The following is a 17,986-nucleotide window of genomic DNA, read 5'->3' as shown; positions in this document are numbered from 1 at the left end:
AGATTAGGATCCGATAATTTTAATTACTGTTGCAATAATAAACATTGTAGCAAAAAAACCAAAAGAAACGATAAAGCCTACCCCAGAATCAATTGCGTCATTGCGTTTACTTTGCACATTCTTTTCAAATTCATTCACAGTATACCCCTCCTATTTCACATAATAGTATAAGCTTTTTTATCTAAAAAATCCAGCATGCTTTCAATATCTGCTTCCTATATTGACAAGAGTTAACACAAATACTTTATTCCAAAAAGGTGACACTAAATTTACACAAGGAACTCCGCCAAGCAATCAAATGATCCTAGGGCTTTGATTGCAGGCGTTCATTATAGATCGGGAATTGGCGCTTGTCAGAAAAGCGTCAATTCCCTTTTAACACTTGTCAAATTGTCCAAGCTTCATTACGATAGATAATGGAACGAGAATCGAAGGGGAGCTTGGATAATGGTATTAGATATTTGGAAACAAATAAAAAAACGGGAAATTGCTCCCATTTATTTATTATATGGTACAGAAGCGTTTTTAATCAATGAAACAAAACAATTGCTGCTTAATCAGGTTTTAGATGAAGAAGAGAAGGACTTTAATTTTACTGCTTATGATTTAGATGAAACTCCTATTGAAGCGGCACTAGAAGACGCAGAGACGTTCCCTTTTTTAGGTGAGAAGAAAGTGATATTTCTACATAATCCTAAATTTTTAACTGCAGAAAAGACAAAAGAAAAAATCGACCATAATCTTGCTCGGTTTGAAGCATATCTTAAAGATCCAGCACCGTATACGGTTTTGGTTATCTCAGCGCCTTATGAGAAGCTGGATGAACGAAAAAAAGTGACCAAAGAATTAAAGAGATCTGCCGTTTCAGTAGAGGCGAAAAAATTAAATGAACATGATTTAAAAAATTGGGTGAAAGAGAGAGCAAAGATAAATGGCATCGTCTTTGACCCTGACGCGCTCGAGTTGTTACTAACTTTGGCTGGTACGAATATGTTTATGATTACCAGCGAGGTCGATAAATTAGCTTTATACGCTGCAGAGGAAAAACGAATTGATGCGGCAATGGTAGAAAAGTTAGTTTCAAGGTCACTTGAACAAAATATTTTCACCTTGATCGAGAAGGTGGTACAACGAAAACCAGAGGATGCCCTTAGAATTTATTATGATTTATTAAAACAAAATGAGGAACCGATAAAAGTTTTAGCCTTGCTGGCAGGGCAGTTCCGGTTAATCTATCAGGTAAAAGAGCTCTCGCGCAGAGGTTACGGGCAGCAGCAAATTGCTGGCTTTTTGAAAACTCATCCCTTTCGAGTAAAGCTGGCGGCAGGACAAGCCAATCAGTTTAAGGATGAAGAATTGACCAATCTTATGGCGATGCTTGCAAATGCAGACCACCAGATGAAAACGGGCGGGATGAATAAGTCATTACTAATTGAGATGTTATTGTTTAAAATAAAACGATGAAGACAAAAAAACGATTCCAAGTAGGAATCGTTTTTTTGTGCACTCTAATTATAGAGAGTTAGCTTTTTTAGCAAGACGAGATTTTTTACGGGCAGCAGCATTTTTATGGATAAGTCCTTTAGCAGCAGCCTTGTCTAATTTGCTAGCAGCAGTAGAGAATGCTTCTTTAGCTGCAGGAGCATCGCTAAGAGTAACAGCAGCTTCTACTTTCTTAACAGCCGTACGCATTGCAGACTTAGCAGTTGTATTTTGAGCATTACGAGCTTCGCTTGTTTTTACACGCTTAATAGCAGATTTAATGTTAGGCATTACTTTCACCTCCTACAAAGAATCGAGACTATATGAACTCGACTTTACCTTCATTCACAATTATTCAGAACAAGAGATATTTTATCAAACCAAACCTTATATTGCAATACTAGATTTATTTACATATAAGAATAACCTGAATGTTTTAGCCGAAAAGGGGCAAAAATAAGGAAATAGTTTCTAGATTAGAACTTAAAGATAGGAGCGAGGCATAATGCAGGAGAACAAGAACAGCAATATTGACTTAAGTCAGTACTCAATTCGAACGGATTTAGCAATTGAAGCACGAGAAATGGTTATTGCTGATAGGGAAGGCTCGGTTCAACAAGGAGAGAACATCTCCCAAATTGAAGGAGTCATTATTAAAGAAAAAGATATTGACGATATAAAGGTATCATTAGTTGAAATCACAGACGCAGGAGCACAACAGCTCGGAAAAAAGGCAGGACGCTATTTAACGGTGGAAGTACAGGGGATTAGACAGCAGGACACTCCTTTACAACAAAAGGTCGAGGAAATTTTTGCAAAAGAATTTTCTCACTTCCTAGAAGGAACCGGTATCAAAAAGGATGCCTCCTGCCTCGTGGTGGGGCTGGGAAATTGGAATGTTACTCCTGATGCACTTGGTCCGATGGTCTGTGAAAACCTATTGATCACCAGGCACTTGTTCGAGTTGCAGCCTGAACATGTAGAGGAAGGGTATCGTCCCGTTAGTTCGTTAGTTCCTGGAGTTATGGGATTAACGGGAATCGAAACGAGCGATATCATCTTCGGTGTAGTTGAGAAAACTAAGCCTGATTTTGTCATCGCGATTGATGCATTAGCAGCGAGGTCCATTGAAAGGGTTAATTCTACCATTCAAGTTTCAGATACAGGTATTCACCCAGGATCTGGTGTTGGCAATAAAAGAAAAGAATTAAGTAAGGAAACATTAGGAGTTCCGGTAATTGCAATTGGGGTTCCTACCGTTGTCGATGCTGTTTCCATTACAAGTGACACGATAGATTTTATCCTTAAGCATTTTGGAAAGGAACTTAAGGAAGGAAATCGACCTTCTCGAGCACTTGCACCTGCGGGTATGACTTTTGGAAAACGAAAAAAGCTTACTGAAGAGGACCTTCCTGAAGAAAAGCACCGTCAGACCTTCCTTGGAATGATCGGGACATTGGAGGAAGAGGAAAAGCGTAAGTTGATTTATGAAGTGCTTTCCCCTTTGGGACACAATTTGATGGTCACTCCAAAGGAAGTAGATGTGTTTATTGAAGATATGGCCAATCTGATTGCCAGCGGTTTAAATGCTTCGCTCCACAGTAATATTGACCAAGGAAATGCCGGTTACTATACCAGATAATATTTGAGTGACCACCTCACAATTGCGAAATATGGTTCTAGCAATTCTAGTAATGTCATAAGTATTTACTAGAATCAAATTGAGAGGTGGAACCATGAAATCTACTAGGAATTCCGGATTGTTTTTAACGGTGCAAGGGACGAATCTAATAAAAGTAACCTCTTTTATCCTTTTGTTTTTGCTATTGGTGTTTTCTATCAGCGGGCTATTAACATCGTTAAAGCCTCAGTTTAGGCCTATGTCTAATTCTGTTAATACGGCAGCGAATGAAGTAAATGGGAAAATGCTCTATCAACTAATGGCTTGGGAGAATCATCATTTCTTGTCCATAGAGGATAATTTAACAGCCAGCCCTAAGTTAACCAACTTAATTTTTAAGCTTTCGAGCAATATTAATTTAAATGACCCAAGGAGCCTTTTAGGCAGAGAACTTCCAGGATTTTTTCAGTTTGATGGAAAAATCGTAGTGGCAGGTGAAGGTTCCAATTATACCAATATGCCAATGGAGTCTGCTCCGCCAATTGAAATAATGAAGGCGGAGCGAGAGGCTTCCCTGCAAAATTTAGAGGGTATCGATGAAGGAGGCAGCAGTGGTGATAAGCCTTCACCGTCCCTTACAACAGGTGATAAGAAGGTGGTACATCTCTACTTCACGCATAATCGTGAGTCTTATTTACCTTATTTACAGGGAGTAACTGATCCTGACCTTGCTTATCATTCCCAGTTAAATGTCACCAAGATAGGGGATCAATTAAAAGCTGGCTTAGAGGCGAGAGGTATTGGAACATCCATTGATAAATCAGATGTTATGGGGTCTGTAAAAATGGCTGGCGCCTATTCGAAATCTGGTGAATTGGTACGGGAAGCAATGGCAACAAATAGTGATATACATTATTTAATTGATATCCATCGGGATGCACGACGTAAAGACAAAACCACCCCAATTGTAAATGGACAACCCTATGCACAGTTAGTTTTTGTCGTCGGCGGAAAAAACCCTAATTACGAAAAAAATCTAAAATTAGCGACGGACCTCCATAAACTGCTGCAAGAAAAATATAAAGGTATTAGTTGGGGAGTCTTGATGAAAAAAGACGCAGGATCAAATGGCGTGTACAATCAAAATCTTTCTGAAAATGCTTTGTTAATAGAATTTGGCGGTGTTGATAATACATTTGAAGAGTTAAACCGTTCCGCAGAAGCACTTGCAGATGTCTTTAGTGAATATTTCTGGCAGGCAGAGAAAGTAAATTATGATGTAGAACAATCGACGGATAAACAATAGAAGTAAAGGAGCATGTCCGATGAAAATGTTCATGCTGAAATTTTTTTGTATAGTGGCACTAATGTTTATTTCCGTGTTAGCCGGTATGCAATTAGCGAATGACGGTATTCATAAAATGAAGGGCTATGATGATCCCAATTTTCAAAATGCTGTTGCCTTAAATGACAATGGTGACCATGTTAAGGCCACATTCTTGGGAAATGACATCTCGAGCCATGACATTGATGAAAAGAAAAAGAAGCTTGAGAAAATAAGTGCCTTTAATCTTTTTTCATCGATGGGAAAGAAGATTTCAGAAGGTGTTTCCACAGCTTCGGAAAAACTTATTAATCTTATTACTCAATGATAATTGCCGGCGGTTCCTATAAAGGGTACCGCTATTTTTTATGGTAAAACCATCCTCTTTTAGTTTTCATTGAATCTTATTTCCCGTACTGATATAATCAAAAATAGTGTACTTGTGCGAGTTATAGTAGGAGTGAAATACATGAACAGAGAAGATAAATTAAAAAGACAATCAAAGATTAGAAATTTCTCGATTATTGCCCATATTGACCATGGGAAATCAACATTAGCTGACCGTATTTTAGAAAAAACGAATGCATTAACATCCCGTGAAATGAAGGATCAGCTTTTAGATTCGATGGACTTAGAAAGAGAACGCGGTATTACCATTAAGTTGAATGCCGTGCAATTAAAATACAAAGCGAAAGATGGAGAAGAGTATACCTTCCATCTGATTGATACGCCTGGACATGTCGATTTTACGTATGAGGTTTCTCGAAGCCTTGCTGCTTGTGAAGGTGCTGTTTTAGTTGTTGATGCGGCACAGGGGATTGAAGCGCAAACCCTGGCTAACGTTTATCTTGCATTAGATAATAACCTCGAAATTTTACCTGTTATTAATAAAATCGACTTACCAAGTGCAGAGCCTGAAAGAGTCCGTAATGAAATAGAAGAGGTTATTGGTCTTGATGCCTCAGAAGCAGTTTTAGCATCAGCTAAAGCGGGGATCGGGATTGAAGACATTCTTGAACAGGTAGTAAAAACGGTTCCAGCTCCGACTGGTGATCCGGATGCTCCATTGAAAGCATTAATTTTTGATTCCCTTTACGACGCCTATCGAGGTGTTGTGGCTTATATTCGAGTTGTCGAAGGCAGCGTAAAAGTGGGCGATAAAATTAAAATGATGGCAACTGGTGCTGAATTTGAAGTGAATGAAGTAGGAGTATTTACACCAAAATCATTGCTGCTAGATGAACTAACTGTTGGGGACGTTGGATTCCTTACAGCTTCTATCAAAAATGTTGGCGATACTCGTGTTGGTGATACGATTACAAATGCCAAAAATGGTGCGACCGAACCGCTTCCGGGTTATCGGAAATTAAACCCTATGGTGTATTGTGGCTTGTACCCAATTGATACGGCGAAATTTAATGATCTGCGTGAAGCGCTGGAGAAGCTTCAGTTAAATGATTCTGCACTTCAATTCGAGCCTGAAACTTCCCAAGCACTAGGCTTTGGTTTCCGCTGTGGGTTCTTAGGACTTCTTCATATGGAGATTATTCAGGAACGGATTGAGCGTGAATTTAAGATTGATTTGATTACAACGGCTCCAAGCGTTATCTATGATGTACACATGACAGATGGCAATCAAATAAAAGTGGATAACCCTTCAAATCTTCCGGATCCACAGAAAATTGACCATGTTGAAGAGCCTTACGTAAAAGCAACGATGATGGCTCCAAATGAGTATGTCGGTGCGATTATGGAGTTGTGTCAGCAAAAGCGTGGTATTTTTATTAATATGGAATACCAAGGTGAAAACCGTGTAAGCATCATCTATGAAGTTCCGTTAGCAGAAATTGTTTATGATTTCTTTGATCAACTTAAATCTAGCACGAGAGGCTATGCATCATTTGATTATGAATTAATTGGTTACAAACCGTCTAGCTTGGTTAAAATGGATATATTGTTAAACGCTGAAAAGGTGGATGCCTTAAGCTTTATCGTTCATAAAGATTTTGCCTACGAACGCGGCAAAGTCATTGTTGAGAAGCTAAAGGAATTAATCCCAAGGCAGCAATTTGAAGTTCCTGTCCAAGCCGCTATTGGTCAAAAAATTGTTGCTCGTTCAACCATTAAATCAATGGGTAAAAACGTATTGGCTAAATGTTATGGGGGAGATATTTCCCGTAAACGAAAGCTGCTCGAGAAACAAAAAGAAGGTAAAAAACGGATGAAACAGGTTGGTTCTGTAGAAGTCCCACAAGAAGCCTTCATGGCCGTCCTTAAAATGGATGACAACAATTCAAAAAAATAAAAACGAAACGGGAGGTTAGGACAAGTCTATTTATAGGCGAAATCCAGCCTCTTTTTGTTATTTAAGAGGTGAAAGTATGATTAAAGCTGCTTATCTCCATATCCCCTTTTGTGAGCATATTTGCCATTATTGTGATTTTAATAAGGTATTTCTTAAGGGGCAGCCGGTGGATGAATATTTACAGGCACTTGAGCAGGAAATGATTTTATCGTTACAAAAATACCCAACGAATCAGCTGAATACCATTTTTGTGGGGGGCGGGACACCAACCTCCCTAAATGAAAAGCAGCTTGAAAGGTTTTGTGGAAGTATAACCAGAAACTTACCGATGAGCAGTGAACTTGAATTTACCTTCGAAGCAAATCCAGGTGATTTAACAAAAGAAAAGTTACAAATATTAAAAAATGCAGGAGTTAACCGCCTTAGCCTTGGTGTTCAAACCTTTAATGATGAATTATTAAAGAAAATTGGCCGTGTCCATCGTGCAAAAGATGTGTACCAAACAGTAGAGAATGCAAAGTCTATTGGCTTCAAAAATATTAGTATTGACTTAATTTTCAGCCTGCCGACCCAAACCATTACTGACTTTAAAGAGTCATTGACTCAAGCTTTTACACTAGACATTCAACATTATTCGGCCTATTCGTTAATTATTGAACCAAAGACAGTTTTTTACAATCTTTTGCAAAAAGGCAAGCTCCCTACACCAGGAGAGGATATGGAAGCAGCAATGTATGAACTGCTTATGGAGCAAATGGAAAAGCACGGATTTAATCAGTATGAAATTAGTAATTTTTCAAAGCCTGGTTATGAAAGCAAACATAACCTAACATACTGGAATAACGATTACTATTATGGGTTCGGTGCAGGTGCTCACAGCTATGTGAATGGCTGGAGACGCTCGAATGCTGGACCATTGAAAAAGTATATGGAACTAATTGATAACGGGCACCTCCCTATCTTTCAGGAACACCAAACTTCAAAAGCAGAACAAATAGAAGAAGAAATGTTTTTAGGTCTACGAAAAACAGATGGAGTATCTATATCCCATTTCATTGAAAAATTTGATATTGACCCACTGGAAATATTTAAAAATGAGATTTCTGATTTGATTTCAAAAAAATGGATAGAAGTAAAAGACGATAATATATATTTAACAAAAACAGGGCTGCTGCTTGGAAATGAGGTTTTTCAATCATTTTTAGGGGTCACTAACTAAAATCTTAATACCTGTGACTTTGCAATTTCTTAGTATCAAATGATTGACACCATCCCCCTATTTTTGATAATTTATTAATAGAATTAGCACTCGACTTCAATGAGTGCTAACAGAGGTGATGAAAGGTGTTAACAGATCGTCAATTATTGATTCTTCAGGTTATTGTTGATGATTTTATTCGATCTGCACAACCTGTCGGCTCAAGGAGTTTGTCGAAAAAAGAAGAAATTTCATTTAGTTCAGCAACCATTCGGAATGAAATGGCTGACCTTGAAGAATTAGGCTATATAGAAAAAACGCATACTTCTTCTGGCCGTGTTCCTTCTGAAAAAGGCTATCGGTACTATGTAGACCATTTACTGTCGCCTCAAGCATTAAACAATCAGGATATTTCGATTATTCAATCGATTTTTGCGGAAAAGATTTTTGAGTTTGAGAAAATCATTCAAAAATCAGCAAAGATACTATCTGAGCTAACCAATTATACTTCAATCGTTCTAGGTCCAGCTGCAAGCTTTAATAAACTTAAACGAATACAAATCATTCCTTTAAACAAGGAAACAGCTGTAGCCATCTTTGTTACTGATTCGGGTCATGTTGAAAACCGAACATTTTATCTGCCCCCTACAGTGGATGCGAGTGATTTGGAAAAGACAGTCAACATATTAAACGAACGGTTGACTGGGGTAGCACTCGAAGATTTAAACGATAAAATCTATAAGGAAGTAGCGATGCTGCTAAGGCAGCATATTCGAAATTATGATTTAATGCTGCACACCATTGCTGATTCACTTAAAATGCCGGTTAATGAAAAACTTTTCTTCGGTGGAAAAACAAATATGTTAAGCCAGCCGGAATTTCATGATATCAGTAAAATCCGTACTCTCTTACAGATGATTGATCACGAAGAGTGGATCTATCCTTTAATCAAACATGACTCAGCTGGTATCAATGTGAAAATCGGCAGAGAAAACAATAACAGTGCCATGGAAAATTGCAGCCTTATTACCGCAACCTATTCAGTTGGAGCAGAAAGTTTGGGAACCATTGCGATTCTTGGGCCAACTCGAATGGAATACTCACGTGTAATTAGCTTGCTGCAGTTTTTAAGTAAGGATTTAACCTCAGTGTTAACAAACCTGTATCAAAAATATTAGCAGTGGAGATATTGAGAAGGGTGAAATACTGCGTATTACACCTAGGTAAATACTAAGTATTTCACCCCCTTACTATGAAATTAACGATTACAAATAAATATTTAACAATCCTTTAAGGAGGTGAGTAAGTTGACAGAAGAAAAGAACAACACACTTAATGAGGAAGTTGAATCTGAAACAAATGAACAAGTTGAACTTACCAATGAGGAAGTTGAAACAGTTTTCGATGAAGCAGGGGATTCCAAGGATAATGCTGCACACATAGACTATGCTGCTGAAATTCAAAACCTCACCAGTAAACTAGAAGAAGCAGATAATCGTTACTTGCGTCTTCAAGCAGATTTTGATAACTTCCGCCGTCGGACTCGATTAGATATCGAGGCGGGTGAAAAATATAAAGCACAAAAGTTAGTGACTGAACTGCTTCCTACTTTGGACAATTTCGAAAGAGCATTACAAATTGAAGCAGACAATGAGCAAACTCGCTCCTTGCTTCAAGGAATGGAAATGGTTTATCGTAGTTTAGTTGACGCCTTGAAAAAAGAAGGTGTTGAACCAATTGAAGCAGTTGGAAAAGAGTTTGATCCAAATTTCCACCAAGCAGTTATGCAGGGAGAAGATGAGAATTTTGGCTCTAATATCGTAAGTGCTGAATTCCAAAAAGGGTACATGTTAAAGGATCGAGTGATCCGCCCGTCAATGGTTAAGGTAAATCAATAAACCTACATATTAATCCTAGGAGGAAAAGGGAAATGAGTAAAATTATCGGTATTGACCTTGGTACAACAAACTCATGTGTCGCAGTTCTTGAAGGCGGCGAACCAAAGGTTATTCCAAATCCAGAAGGCAACCGCACAACCCCATCTGTTGTTGCATTTAAAAACGGTGAACGCCAAATAGGGGAAGTGGCTAAGCGTCAGGCTGTTACGAACCCAAATACCATCATGTCCATTAAACGTCATATGGGAACAGATTACAAAGTAGAAGTAGAAGGTAAAAACTATACTCCACAAGAAATGTCGGCTATTATCCTTCAATATTTAAAATCTTACGCTGAAGATTATTTAGGTGAGCCAGTTACTAAAGCAGTTATTACTGTACCTGCTTACTTTAATGATGCGGAGCGTCAAGCAACAAAGGACGCAGGTAAAATTGCTGGATTAGAAGTTGAGCGTATTATCAATGAGCCAACTGCGGCTGCACTTGCATATGGTTTAGATAAAACGGATCAAGACCAAACTATTCTTGTTTATGATCTTGGCGGTGGTACATTCGACGTTTCTATCCTTGAATTAGGAGATGGCGTATTTGAAGTAAAAGCAACTGCTGGTGATAACCGTCTTGGCGGCGATGACTTTGACCAAGTTATTATCGACTACTTAGTAGAGCAATTCAAAAAAGAAAATGGCATTGACCTATCCCAAGATAAAATGGCACTACAGCGCTTAAAGGATGCTGCTGAAAAGGCGAAAAAAGATTTATCTGGAGTAGCTTCTACGCAAATTTCTTTACCGTTTATCACAGCAGGTCCTGCTGGTCCGCTTCACCTTGAAGTAACAATGACCAGAGCTAAATTTGATGAGTTATCTGCTCATCTTGTAGAACGTACAATGGGACCAACTCGTCAAGCATTAAGTGATGCGGGACTATCAGCTTCACAGCTTGATAAGGTTATTCTTGTGGGCGGATCAACGCGTATTCCTGCTGTTCAAGAGGCTATTAAGAAAGCAACAGGCAAAGAGCCGCATCGCGGAGTTAACCCAGACGAAGTAGTAGCAATGGGTGCTGCTATTCAAGGCGGCGTAATCACTGGTGATGTTAAAGATGTAGTTTTACTTGACGTTACACCATTATCACTTGGTATCGAAACAATGGGCGGCGTATTTACAAAGTTAATCGACCGCAATACAACCATTCCAACATCTAAATCACAAGTATTCTCAACTGCTGCTGATAATCAAACGGCTGTTGATATCCATGTTCTTCAAGGGGAACGTCCAATGGCAAATCTAAATAAAACATTGGGCCGCTTCCAATTATCCGATATTCCACCAGCACCACGTGGAATTCCACAAATTGAAGTAACCTTTGATATTGATAAAAACGGTATTGTAAATGTACGTGCAAAAGATCTTGGTACCAATAAAGAACAGCAAATTACAATTAAATCTTCAACAGGTCTTTCTGATGAAGAAATTCAAAAAATGGTCAGAGAAGCTGAAGAAAACGCTGAAGCTGACAAACAGCGTAAAGAAGAAGTGGAACTGCGCAATGAAGCGGACCAACTAGTCTTTACTACTGAAAAAACATTAAAAGACTTAGAAGATAAGGTAGATGCTGCTGAAGTTGCAAAAGCAAATGAAGCAAAAGATGCTTTAAAAGCAGCGATTGAACAAAATGATTTGGCTGAAATCCGTGCTAAAAAAGACGCTTTACAAGAAATCGTTCAAGCGTTAACTGTTAAGCTTTATGAACAAGCGGCTCAGGCAGCACAAGGAGCACAAGGTGCAGAAGGCGGAAACGCGGGTCCTAAAGATGACAACGTAGTCGATGCTGAATTTGAAGAAATCAAAGAAGAAAAATAAAAACGAAAAGCGGAAGCGCCTTGTCCAGAGGCGACAGGCATAAGGCGAGCCGGCATGAAGGTTGCTCTTTAACCTTCTTGACGGATTGACTTAGACCTTAGAGCCTCTAGGCGCTGTAGCTAGACAATAAAATTTCTTTTTAAACCTATGAAAAAGTCAAAGTCAGCATCGGCTTTGACTTTTTCTTTGTAATTTGTGTTTTTATTGTGTTAGAATAATCTTTATGTGACAGATTCGGGAGTGGTAATCATGAGTAAACGAGATTACTATGAGGTGCTTGGTGTTAGTAAAAGCGCTTCTAAGGATGAAATAAAAAAAGCATATCGGAAGCTCTCTAAACAATATCATCCAGATATTAACAAAGAGCCTGATGCTGCAGATAAATTCAAAGAAATCGCTGAAGCTTATGAGGTTCTAAGCGATGATCAGAAAAAAGCACATTATGATCAATTCGGTCATACTGATCCAAATCAAGGCTTTGGCGGAGGCGCTGATTTTGGCGGTGGTTTCGGCGGCTTTGAAGATATTTTTAATACCTTTTTTGGCGGCGGCGGTGGTTCACGCCGACGTGATCCAAATGCCCCAAGACAAGGTGCAGACCTGCAATATACAATGACTATTTCTTTTGAAGAAGCGGCTTTCGGAAAAGAAACAGATATTGAAATTCCTCGTGAAGAAACATGCGGTACATGTAACGGTTCTGGTGCTAAAAAGGGAACAAAGCCTGAAACCTGTCAACACTGTCATGGGACAGGACAGTTAAATATTGAGCAAAATACACCATTTGGCAGAGTGGTTAATCGCCGTACTTGTCATCATTGTAACGGCACAGGGAAAGAGATTAAACATAAATGTTCAACCTGTGGCGGATCTGGTAAAGTGAAAAAACGGAAGAAGATTCATGTTAAAATCCCTGCAGGTATTGATGATGGCCAACAGTTAAGGATTTCCGGACAAGGTGAGGGCGGAATTAACGGAGGACCTTCTGGAGATTTATATATTGTTTTCCATGTTAGAGAACATGAGTTTTTTGAAAGAGATGGCGATGATGTTTATTGTGAAATGCCTATCACTTTTGTTCAAGCGTCACTTGGTGATGAAGTTGAAGTACCAACCTTACATGGAAAAGTAAAACTTAAGGTACCTGCTGGAACACAAACTGGAACCAAATTCCGACTTAAAGGTAAAGGGATACCAAATGTTCGTGGATATGGAGTAGGGGACCAGCACATCATAGTCCGTATTATTACTCCTACAAAATTAACGGATAAACAGAAGCAGCTTCTTCGTGAGTTTGCAGATCTAAGTGGAAACTCTCCAATAGGTGAACATGAAGAAGGCTTCTTTTCAAAAGTAAAACGAGCCTTTAAGGGCGACTAAGGATTGGAGTTGGTAGAATGAAATGGTCTGAACTTAGTATTCACACTACAAACGAAGCGATTGAACCAATATCGCATATTTTACATGAGGCCGGTGCTAGCGGCGTAGTTATTGAAGATCCTTTTGAACTAACAAAGGAGAGGCAAGATCAGTTCGGGGAAATCTACCAACTCAATCCTGATGATTACCCTGAAGAAGGAGTTATCGTTAAAGCATATCTCCCTGTTAACAGCTTCTTAGGAGAAACGGTGGACGCGATAAAAGAATCAATTAATAACCTTATTATTCACAATATTGACATTGGAATAAATAAAGTCACCATTAGTGAAGTAAACGAGGAAGAATGGGCAACAGCATGGAAGAAATACTATCATCCTGTGAAAATTTCAGAGAAGTTTACGATTGTTCCTACTTGGGAGATCTACACGCCAGTTAGCAGTGATGAATTAATCATTGAATTGGATCCAGGAATGGCCTTCGGAACCGGAACACATCCAACAACGGTCATGTGTATTCAAGCTCTGGAAAGAACAGTTCGGCCTGGTGACAGAGTAATTGATGTTGGAACTGGTTCAGGTGTGCTAAGTATCGCTGCAGCTATGCTAGGTGCAGAAGATGTTCGTGCCTATGATTTAGATGAAGTTGCTGTAACATCTGCGCGACTCAACATAAAGCTAAATAAAGTAAGTGACAAGGTAACCACTTCGCAAAATAACCTTTTAGATGGCGTGGAAGAAAATTCAGCTGACGTGGTTGTTGCCAACATTTTAGCTGAAGTTATATTACGTTTTACGGATGATGTAGCGCATGTTGTTAAACCTGGAGGGACTTTTATTGCCTCAGGAATTATTCAGCAAAAGAAAGATCAAGTAAAAGAAGGACTCATTCAGTCCGGCTTTGAAATCACCGAAACCATCTTAATGGAAGACTGGGTTGCGATTATTGCTAAAAGGATATAATGCTAAAAAAGGGGATAATGCCCCTTTTTTCTATTTGCCTGCTTTAAATGAAACAATGGCTGCAGTAAAATAAAGAGTAAAATGTTTTAGAGGGGTGCATCGTGTGCAACGGTACTTTGTTAAACAACGAGCAAATGAGAATAGTTTTGTGATTGATGGTGATGACCGCCATCATATGATCAAGGTAATGCGCATGGCAATCGGGGACAAAATCATTTGTGTTGATCCAAGAGGAGATGCGGCAGTTTGTGAAATTGCAAAAATTACCGATGAACAAGTCGTTGCAGACGTTGTACAATGGAAAGATGAGAAGTCTGAGCTTCCTATCTCAATTACGATTGCAAGCGGACTTCCAAAAGGGGACAAACTCGAATGGATTATTCAAAAAGGTACAGAACTTGGTGCCCATGAATTTATTCCTTTTGCAGCACGTCGTTCTGTCGTAAAATGGGATGATAAAAAAGCCGGTAAAAAAGTAGAGAGATGGCAAAAAATTGCGAAAGAAGCTGCGGAACAATCCCATCGTGGTATAGTACCTGAAATTATAAGTCCGATGAATTTTAAAGCTTTAATAGAGAAAAGCAAAAATTTTCATTATAAATTAGCTGCTTTCGAGGAAGAAAGCAGAAGTGGTGAAACGTCTGTTTTTTCAGGGGCATTACAAAAAATGAAACCAGGGGAATCACTGCTATTAGTTTTTGGTCCTGAGGGCGGGCTGGCTGAAGAAGAGGTCCATATTTTACAGGAAAATGGTTTTGCCCTATGCGGCTTAGGTCCGCGTATTTTAAGAACGGAAACTGCGCCCTTATATGCTCTAGCGGCGATTTCCTACCATTTTGAATTAATGAGGAGATGAATACAATGCCAACAGTCGCTTTTCATACACTTGGATGTAAGGTGAATCATTATGAGACTGAAGCAATCTGGCAATTGTTCAAGCAAGAAGGCTATGATCGAGTTGATTTTGAATCAATTTCTGATGTCTATATAATTAATACTTGTACGGTAACAAATACTGGCGATAAAAAAAGCCGTCAAGTGATTCGACGGGCTGTCCGGAAAAATCCTGACGCCGTAATTTGTGTTACAGGATGTTATGCTCAAACTTCACCTGCTGAGATTATGGCGATACCTGGTGTTGATATTGTAGTTGGAACCCAGGATCGTGTGAAAATGCTTGATTACATTGAACAGTATAAAACAGAACGCCAGCCAATAAATGGCGTAGGCAATATTATGAAAAATCGTGTTTACGAAGAGCTTGATGTTCCTGCGTTTACAGATCGTACACGTGCTTCGTTGAAAATTCAAGAGGGTTGTAATAACTTCTGTACTTTCTGTATTATACCTTGGGCACGCGGGTTAATGAGATCCCGTGACCCTAAGGAAGTTATTCGCCAAGCGCAGCAGCTTGTGGATGCAGGTTATAAAGAAATCGTATTAACCGGGATTCACACAGGCGGCTACGGTGAAGATATGAAGGATTACAATTTAGCCTTGCTGCTCCGTGATTTAGAAGCTCAAGTTAAAGGTCTTTCAAGACTTCGGATTTCATCTATTGAAGCAAGTCAAATTACTGATGAAGTGATTGAAGTAATCAAACATTCAAATATTATTGTCCGCCATTTGCATATCCCAATTCAGTCTGGATCTAATACTGTATTAAAAAGAATGCGTCGAAAGTATACAATGGAATTCTTTGGTGAAAGATTAGACCGTCTTAAAGAAGTACTTCCAGGTCTTGCTGTTACATCTGACGTTATTGTCGGTTTTCCAGGGGAAACGGAAGAAGAATTTATGGAGACTTATAATTTTATTAAGGACCATAAGTTTTCAGAACTGCATGTTTTCCCTTATTCTAAACGTACTGGAACACCTGCTGCGCGTATGGAAGATCAGGTTGACGAAGAAGTTAAGAATGAGCGTGTACACCGCTTAATAACTCTTTCTGATCAGTTAGCAAAGGAATATGCTTCGCAATTTGAAAATGATGTATTGGAAGTAATTCCTGAAGAGGAATTCAACGATGGGTTATATGTTGGTTACACAGATAATTATTTAAAAGTGGTATTCCCTGCAACTGAAGAAATGATTGGTAAACTTGTTAAAGTAAAAATTACAAAAGCAGGTTATCCATACAATGAAGGACAATTTGTCAAAATTGTTGAAGATGATATAAAAGCAGAAGTATTTACAAAAGAAGAAGCTGCGATTTAAGGACCTAGTTTGGTCCTTTTTTTTATATAAATTTGGGTATTCTAATGTTAGTATCAAATTTCTTTTTACTATCATGAGAAAAGGGGCAAGTAAAATGGCTACTACCAACGTTGCTTCAATGATTGACCATACATTGTTAAAAGCGGACGCAACCCGCCAGCAAATAGAAACCCTGTGCCAAGAAGCAATAGAATATAAGTTTTTTTCAGTTTGTGTAAATCCAACGTGGGTAAACACAGCTAGAGATTTACTTAACGGCAGCGGCGTTAAGGTGTGCACCGTTATTGGATTTCCATTAGGCGCTGCAACGCCGGAAACAAAGGCTTTTGAGACAAATAATGCGATAGAAAATGGCGCAGATGAAGTGGATATGGTTATCAATATCGGCGCTTTAAAGGATAAAAATGATGAGTTAGTTGAAAAAGATATTCGGGCAGTTGTGGAAGCTGCAAAGGGAAGAGCGTTAACAAAGGTTATTATTGAAACAAGTTTGCTTACAAGGGAAGAAAAAATTCGTGCCTGTGAGCTTGCAGTTAAGGCTGGTACAGACTTTGTAAAAACATCCACAGGTTTCTCAACTGGCGGTGCTACAGTAGAAGATATTAAGTTGATGAGGGAAACTGTTGGGCCTGATATAGGAGTAAAAGCCTCTGGAGGAGTGCGCAATACGGAAGATACGGAAAAAATGATTCAAGCAGGAGCGACGAGAATAGGCGCAAGTGCTGGAGTGGCTATTCTAAAAGGATTAACAGCTGCTTCTGACTACTAAAAAAGACGGCCAAGGCCGTCTTTTTAGTTAGTTACTTGTTTTTCCGCCATGTATCTTCAAAATCATTTCACCAAATTTTGTTGCAAATGGCAATACCATAATGGATGAAACCACATTAAATATTACACTTATATGTGCTAACTGAATCATCTTTTCATCCGCTAATATATGGGCATTTTCTGACAAATAAGGAATAAAGGGAGTGAAAATTAGAACACCGGCAACATTCAGCCAAACGTGTGCAAAGGCAGCTAATCTTGATTCTTTCCCGCCTCCAATGGAAGCAATTAGAGCTGTAATACATGTCCCAATATTGGCGCCAAATACGATCGCAATCCCAGCATCGAGATGAAGAAGACCTGCAGTTAAAAAACCCATGGTGATACCTGTCATAGCTGTACTTGACTGAATAATGGCAGTAATAATTGCTCCAGTAAAAATACTTAGTAAGATATTGTCGTTAATTGAGAGGATAAAATTATTGATAAATGGGAGTGCAGTCAATGGCTGAGCTAGAAGCTCAAAACCTTTCATTGCTGTAAAGACTGAGGCGATTCCAAAGGTGACCATTCCGATGCTTCTAATTTTTAAAGGTTTAAAAAAGGTAAGTAATGCTCCAATAATAGCGAGTGGTACTAAAACCTTATCAAGATTAAAGGTAATTAGCTCCGTTTTAAAGGTTGTTCCGATATTTGTGCCTAAGATAATCCCGATCGATTGAGGAAAAGTCATGATTTTTGCTGAAATTAACCCAATCGTGATGACCATTACTGCTGAACTACTCTGTAATAGTGCAGTAACAAAGGTGCCTGTCACCATACCTTTTAGTGGTGTACTTGTTAGTTTGGTCAGCCATCCTTTTAATTTATTCCCCGACAAATTAAATAATCCAAACCTTATTATGGTCATGCCAAAGATAAATAATAAGATAAATAATATAAATAATAGTATGTAAAGCATGTCTTCAC

General features: G+C 38.8%; 17 protein-coding genes. 14 read left to right on the top strand and 3 right to left on the bottom strand.

Annotated features, from left to right (window positions below; translation table 11 throughout):
• Positions 1–3: 3 nt before the first annotated feature.
• Positions 4–138: a YqzM family protein gene (locus tag ACIQAA_RS02805; RefSeq protein ID WP_045517769.1), complete on the bottom strand. Its 135-nt coding sequence runs from the start codon at positions 136–138 to the stop codon at positions 4–6.
• Positions 139–447: 309 nt separating this feature from the next.
• Between ACIQAA_RS02805 and holA the strand changes: the two genes are divergently transcribed.
• Complete coding sequence (gene holA, locus ACIQAA_RS02800; protein ID WP_402614670.1) at positions 448–1,464, top strand: DNA polymerase III subunit delta; 1,017 nt, start codon at positions 448–450, stop codon at positions 1,462–1,464.
• Positions 1,465–1,512: 48 nt separating this feature from the next.
• Here the strand turns inward: holA and rpsT are convergent, their stop codons facing one another.
• Positions 1,513–1,773, bottom strand: coding sequence for a 30S ribosomal protein S20 (rpsT, locus tag ACIQAA_RS02795; RefSeq protein WP_402614667.1), 261 nt, complete (start codon positions 1,771–1,773; stop codon positions 1,513–1,515).
• Positions 1,774–1,987: 214 nt separating this feature from the next.
• Here rpsT and gpr point away from each other — a divergent pair, with 214 nt between their 5' ends.
• The 13 genes from gpr to deoC all read left to right on the top strand — a co-directional run bounded on the left by gpr (position 1,988) and on the right by deoC (position 17,018).
• Positions 1,988–3,124, top strand: coding sequence for a GPR endopeptidase (gene gpr / locus ACIQAA_RS02790; protein ID WP_402614664.1), 1,137 nt, complete (start codon positions 1,988–1,990; stop codon positions 3,122–3,124).
• A 94-nt stretch (positions 3,125–3,218) separates the two neighbouring features.
• On the top strand, positions 3,219–4,409 hold the full coding sequence (spoIIP, locus tag ACIQAA_RS02785; protein WP_402614661.1) for a stage II sporulation protein P: 1,191 nt from the start codon (positions 3,219–3,221) through the stop codon (positions 4,407–4,409).
• A gap of 19 nt (positions 4,410–4,428) precedes the next feature.
• On the top strand, positions 4,429–4,755 hold the full coding sequence (locus ACIQAA_RS02780) for a DUF3679 domain-containing protein (protein ID WP_402614658.1): 327 nt from the start codon (positions 4,429–4,431) through the stop codon (positions 4,753–4,755).
• A 141-nt stretch (positions 4,756–4,896) separates the two neighbouring features.
• Positions 4,897–6,732 carry a translation elongation factor 4 gene (gene lepA / locus ACIQAA_RS02775; protein WP_402614655.1) on the top strand — a complete coding sequence of 612 codons (1,836 nt, stop codon included), beginning with the start codon at positions 4,897–4,899 and terminating at the stop codon, positions 6,730–6,732.
• Between the two features lie 76 nt (positions 6,733–6,808).
• Positions 6,809–7,951, top strand: coding sequence for a radical SAM family heme chaperone HemW (gene hemW / locus ACIQAA_RS02770; RefSeq protein WP_402614652.1), 1,143 nt, complete (start codon positions 6,809–6,811; stop codon positions 7,949–7,951).
• 125 nt (positions 7,952–8,076) lie between these two features.
• A complete protein-coding gene (gene hrcA / locus ACIQAA_RS02765; RefSeq protein WP_402614650.1) occupies positions 8,077–9,108 on the top strand; it encodes a heat-inducible transcriptional repressor HrcA in 1,032 nt (343 codons plus the stop codon).
• 129 nt (positions 9,109–9,237) lie between these two features.
• Complete coding sequence (gene grpE / locus ACIQAA_RS02760; RefSeq protein WP_402614647.1) at positions 9,238–9,828, top strand: nucleotide exchange factor GrpE; 591 nt, start codon at positions 9,238–9,240, stop codon at positions 9,826–9,828.
• A 32-nt stretch (positions 9,829–9,860) separates the two neighbouring features.
• Complete coding sequence (gene dnaK, locus ACIQAA_RS02755; RefSeq protein WP_402614644.1) at positions 9,861–11,693, top strand: molecular chaperone DnaK; 1,833 nt, start codon at positions 9,861–9,863, stop codon at positions 11,691–11,693.
• A 249-nt stretch (positions 11,694–11,942) separates the two neighbouring features.
• Entirely contained in the window at positions 11,943–13,073 is a 1,131-nt protein-coding gene (dnaJ, locus tag ACIQAA_RS02750) for a molecular chaperone DnaJ (RefSeq protein ID WP_402614642.1), read from the top strand.
• A gap of 17 nt (positions 13,074–13,090) precedes the next feature.
• Positions 13,091–14,032, top strand: coding sequence for a 50S ribosomal protein L11 methyltransferase (gene prmA, locus ACIQAA_RS02745; RefSeq protein ID WP_402614639.1), 942 nt, complete (start codon positions 13,091–13,093; stop codon positions 14,030–14,032).
• Between the two features lie 103 nt (positions 14,033–14,135).
• Positions 14,136–14,888, top strand: coding sequence for a 16S rRNA (uracil(1498)-N(3))-methyltransferase (locus ACIQAA_RS02740; RefSeq protein ID WP_402614637.1), 753 nt, complete (start codon positions 14,136–14,138; stop codon positions 14,886–14,888).
• Between the two features lie 5 nt (positions 14,889–14,893).
• Positions 14,894–16,249 carry a tRNA (N(6)-L-threonylcarbamoyladenosine(37)-C(2))-methylthiotransferase MtaB gene (mtaB, locus tag ACIQAA_RS02735; protein ID WP_402614634.1) on the top strand — a complete coding sequence of 452 codons (1,356 nt, stop codon included), beginning with the start codon at positions 14,894–14,896 and terminating at the stop codon, positions 16,247–16,249.
• 94 nt (positions 16,250–16,343) lie between these two features.
• Positions 16,344–17,018, top strand: a complete 675-nt coding sequence (gene deoC / locus ACIQAA_RS02730; protein ID WP_402614631.1) for a deoxyribose-phosphate aldolase — start codon at positions 16,344–16,346, stop codon at positions 17,016–17,018.
• 27 nt (positions 17,019–17,045) lie between these two features.
• On the opposite strand, the gene ACIQAA_RS02725 is transcribed toward deoC, so the two are convergent.
• Positions 17,046–17,978 carry a Na/Pi symporter gene (locus tag ACIQAA_RS02725; RefSeq protein WP_402614629.1) on the bottom strand — a complete coding sequence of 311 codons (933 nt, stop codon included), beginning with the start codon at positions 17,976–17,978 and terminating at the stop codon, positions 17,046–17,048.
• Positions 17,979–17,986 lie beyond the last annotated feature (8 nt).

The sequence above is a fragment of the Neobacillus sp. NPDC093182 genome (genome assembly GCF_044754045.1).
This window is presented reverse-complemented; position numbering and strand designations above follow the sequence as displayed.

Excerpts from the sequence above, each read along its gene's own strand:
- holA (WP_402614670.1), top strand. The coding sequence starts at position 448 with ATGGTATTAGATATTTGGAAACAAATAAAAAAACGGGAAATTGCTCCC.
- rpsT (WP_402614667.1), bottom strand. The coding sequence starts at position 1,773 with ATGCCTAACATTAAATCTGCTATTAAGCGTGTAAAAACAAGCGAAGCT.
- gpr (WP_402614664.1), top strand. The coding sequence starts at position 1,988 with ATGCAGGAGAACAAGAACAGCAATATTGACTTAAGTCAGTACTCAATT.
- spoIIP (WP_402614661.1), top strand. The coding sequence starts at position 3,219 with ATGAAATCTACTAGGAATTCCGGATTGTTTTTAACGGTGCAAGGGACG.
- ACIQAA_RS02780 (WP_402614658.1), top strand. The coding sequence starts at position 4,429 with ATGAAAATGTTCATGCTGAAATTTTTTTGTATAGTGGCACTAATGTTT.
- lepA (WP_402614655.1), top strand. The coding sequence starts at position 4,897 with ATGAACAGAGAAGATAAATTAAAAAGACAATCAAAGATTAGAAATTTC.
- hemW (WP_402614652.1), top strand. The coding sequence starts at position 6,809 with ATGATTAAAGCTGCTTATCTCCATATCCCCTTTTGTGAGCATATTTGC.
- dnaK (WP_402614644.1), top strand. The coding sequence starts at position 9,861 with ATGAGTAAAATTATCGGTATTGACCTTGGTACAACAAACTCATGTGTC.
- dnaJ (WP_402614642.1), top strand. The coding sequence starts at position 11,943 with ATGAGTAAACGAGATTACTATGAGGTGCTTGGTGTTAGTAAAAGCGCT.
- prmA (WP_402614639.1), top strand. The coding sequence starts at position 13,091 with ATGAAATGGTCTGAACTTAGTATTCACACTACAAACGAAGCGATTGAA.
- mtaB (WP_402614634.1), top strand. The coding sequence starts at position 14,894 with ATGCCAACAGTCGCTTTTCATACACTTGGATGTAAGGTGAATCATTAT.
- deoC (WP_402614631.1), top strand. The coding sequence starts at position 16,344 with ATGGCTACTACCAACGTTGCTTCAATGATTGACCATACATTGTTAAAA.
- ACIQAA_RS02725 (WP_402614629.1), bottom strand. The coding sequence starts at position 17,978 with ATGCTTTACATACTATTATTTATATTATTTATCTTATTATTTATCTTT.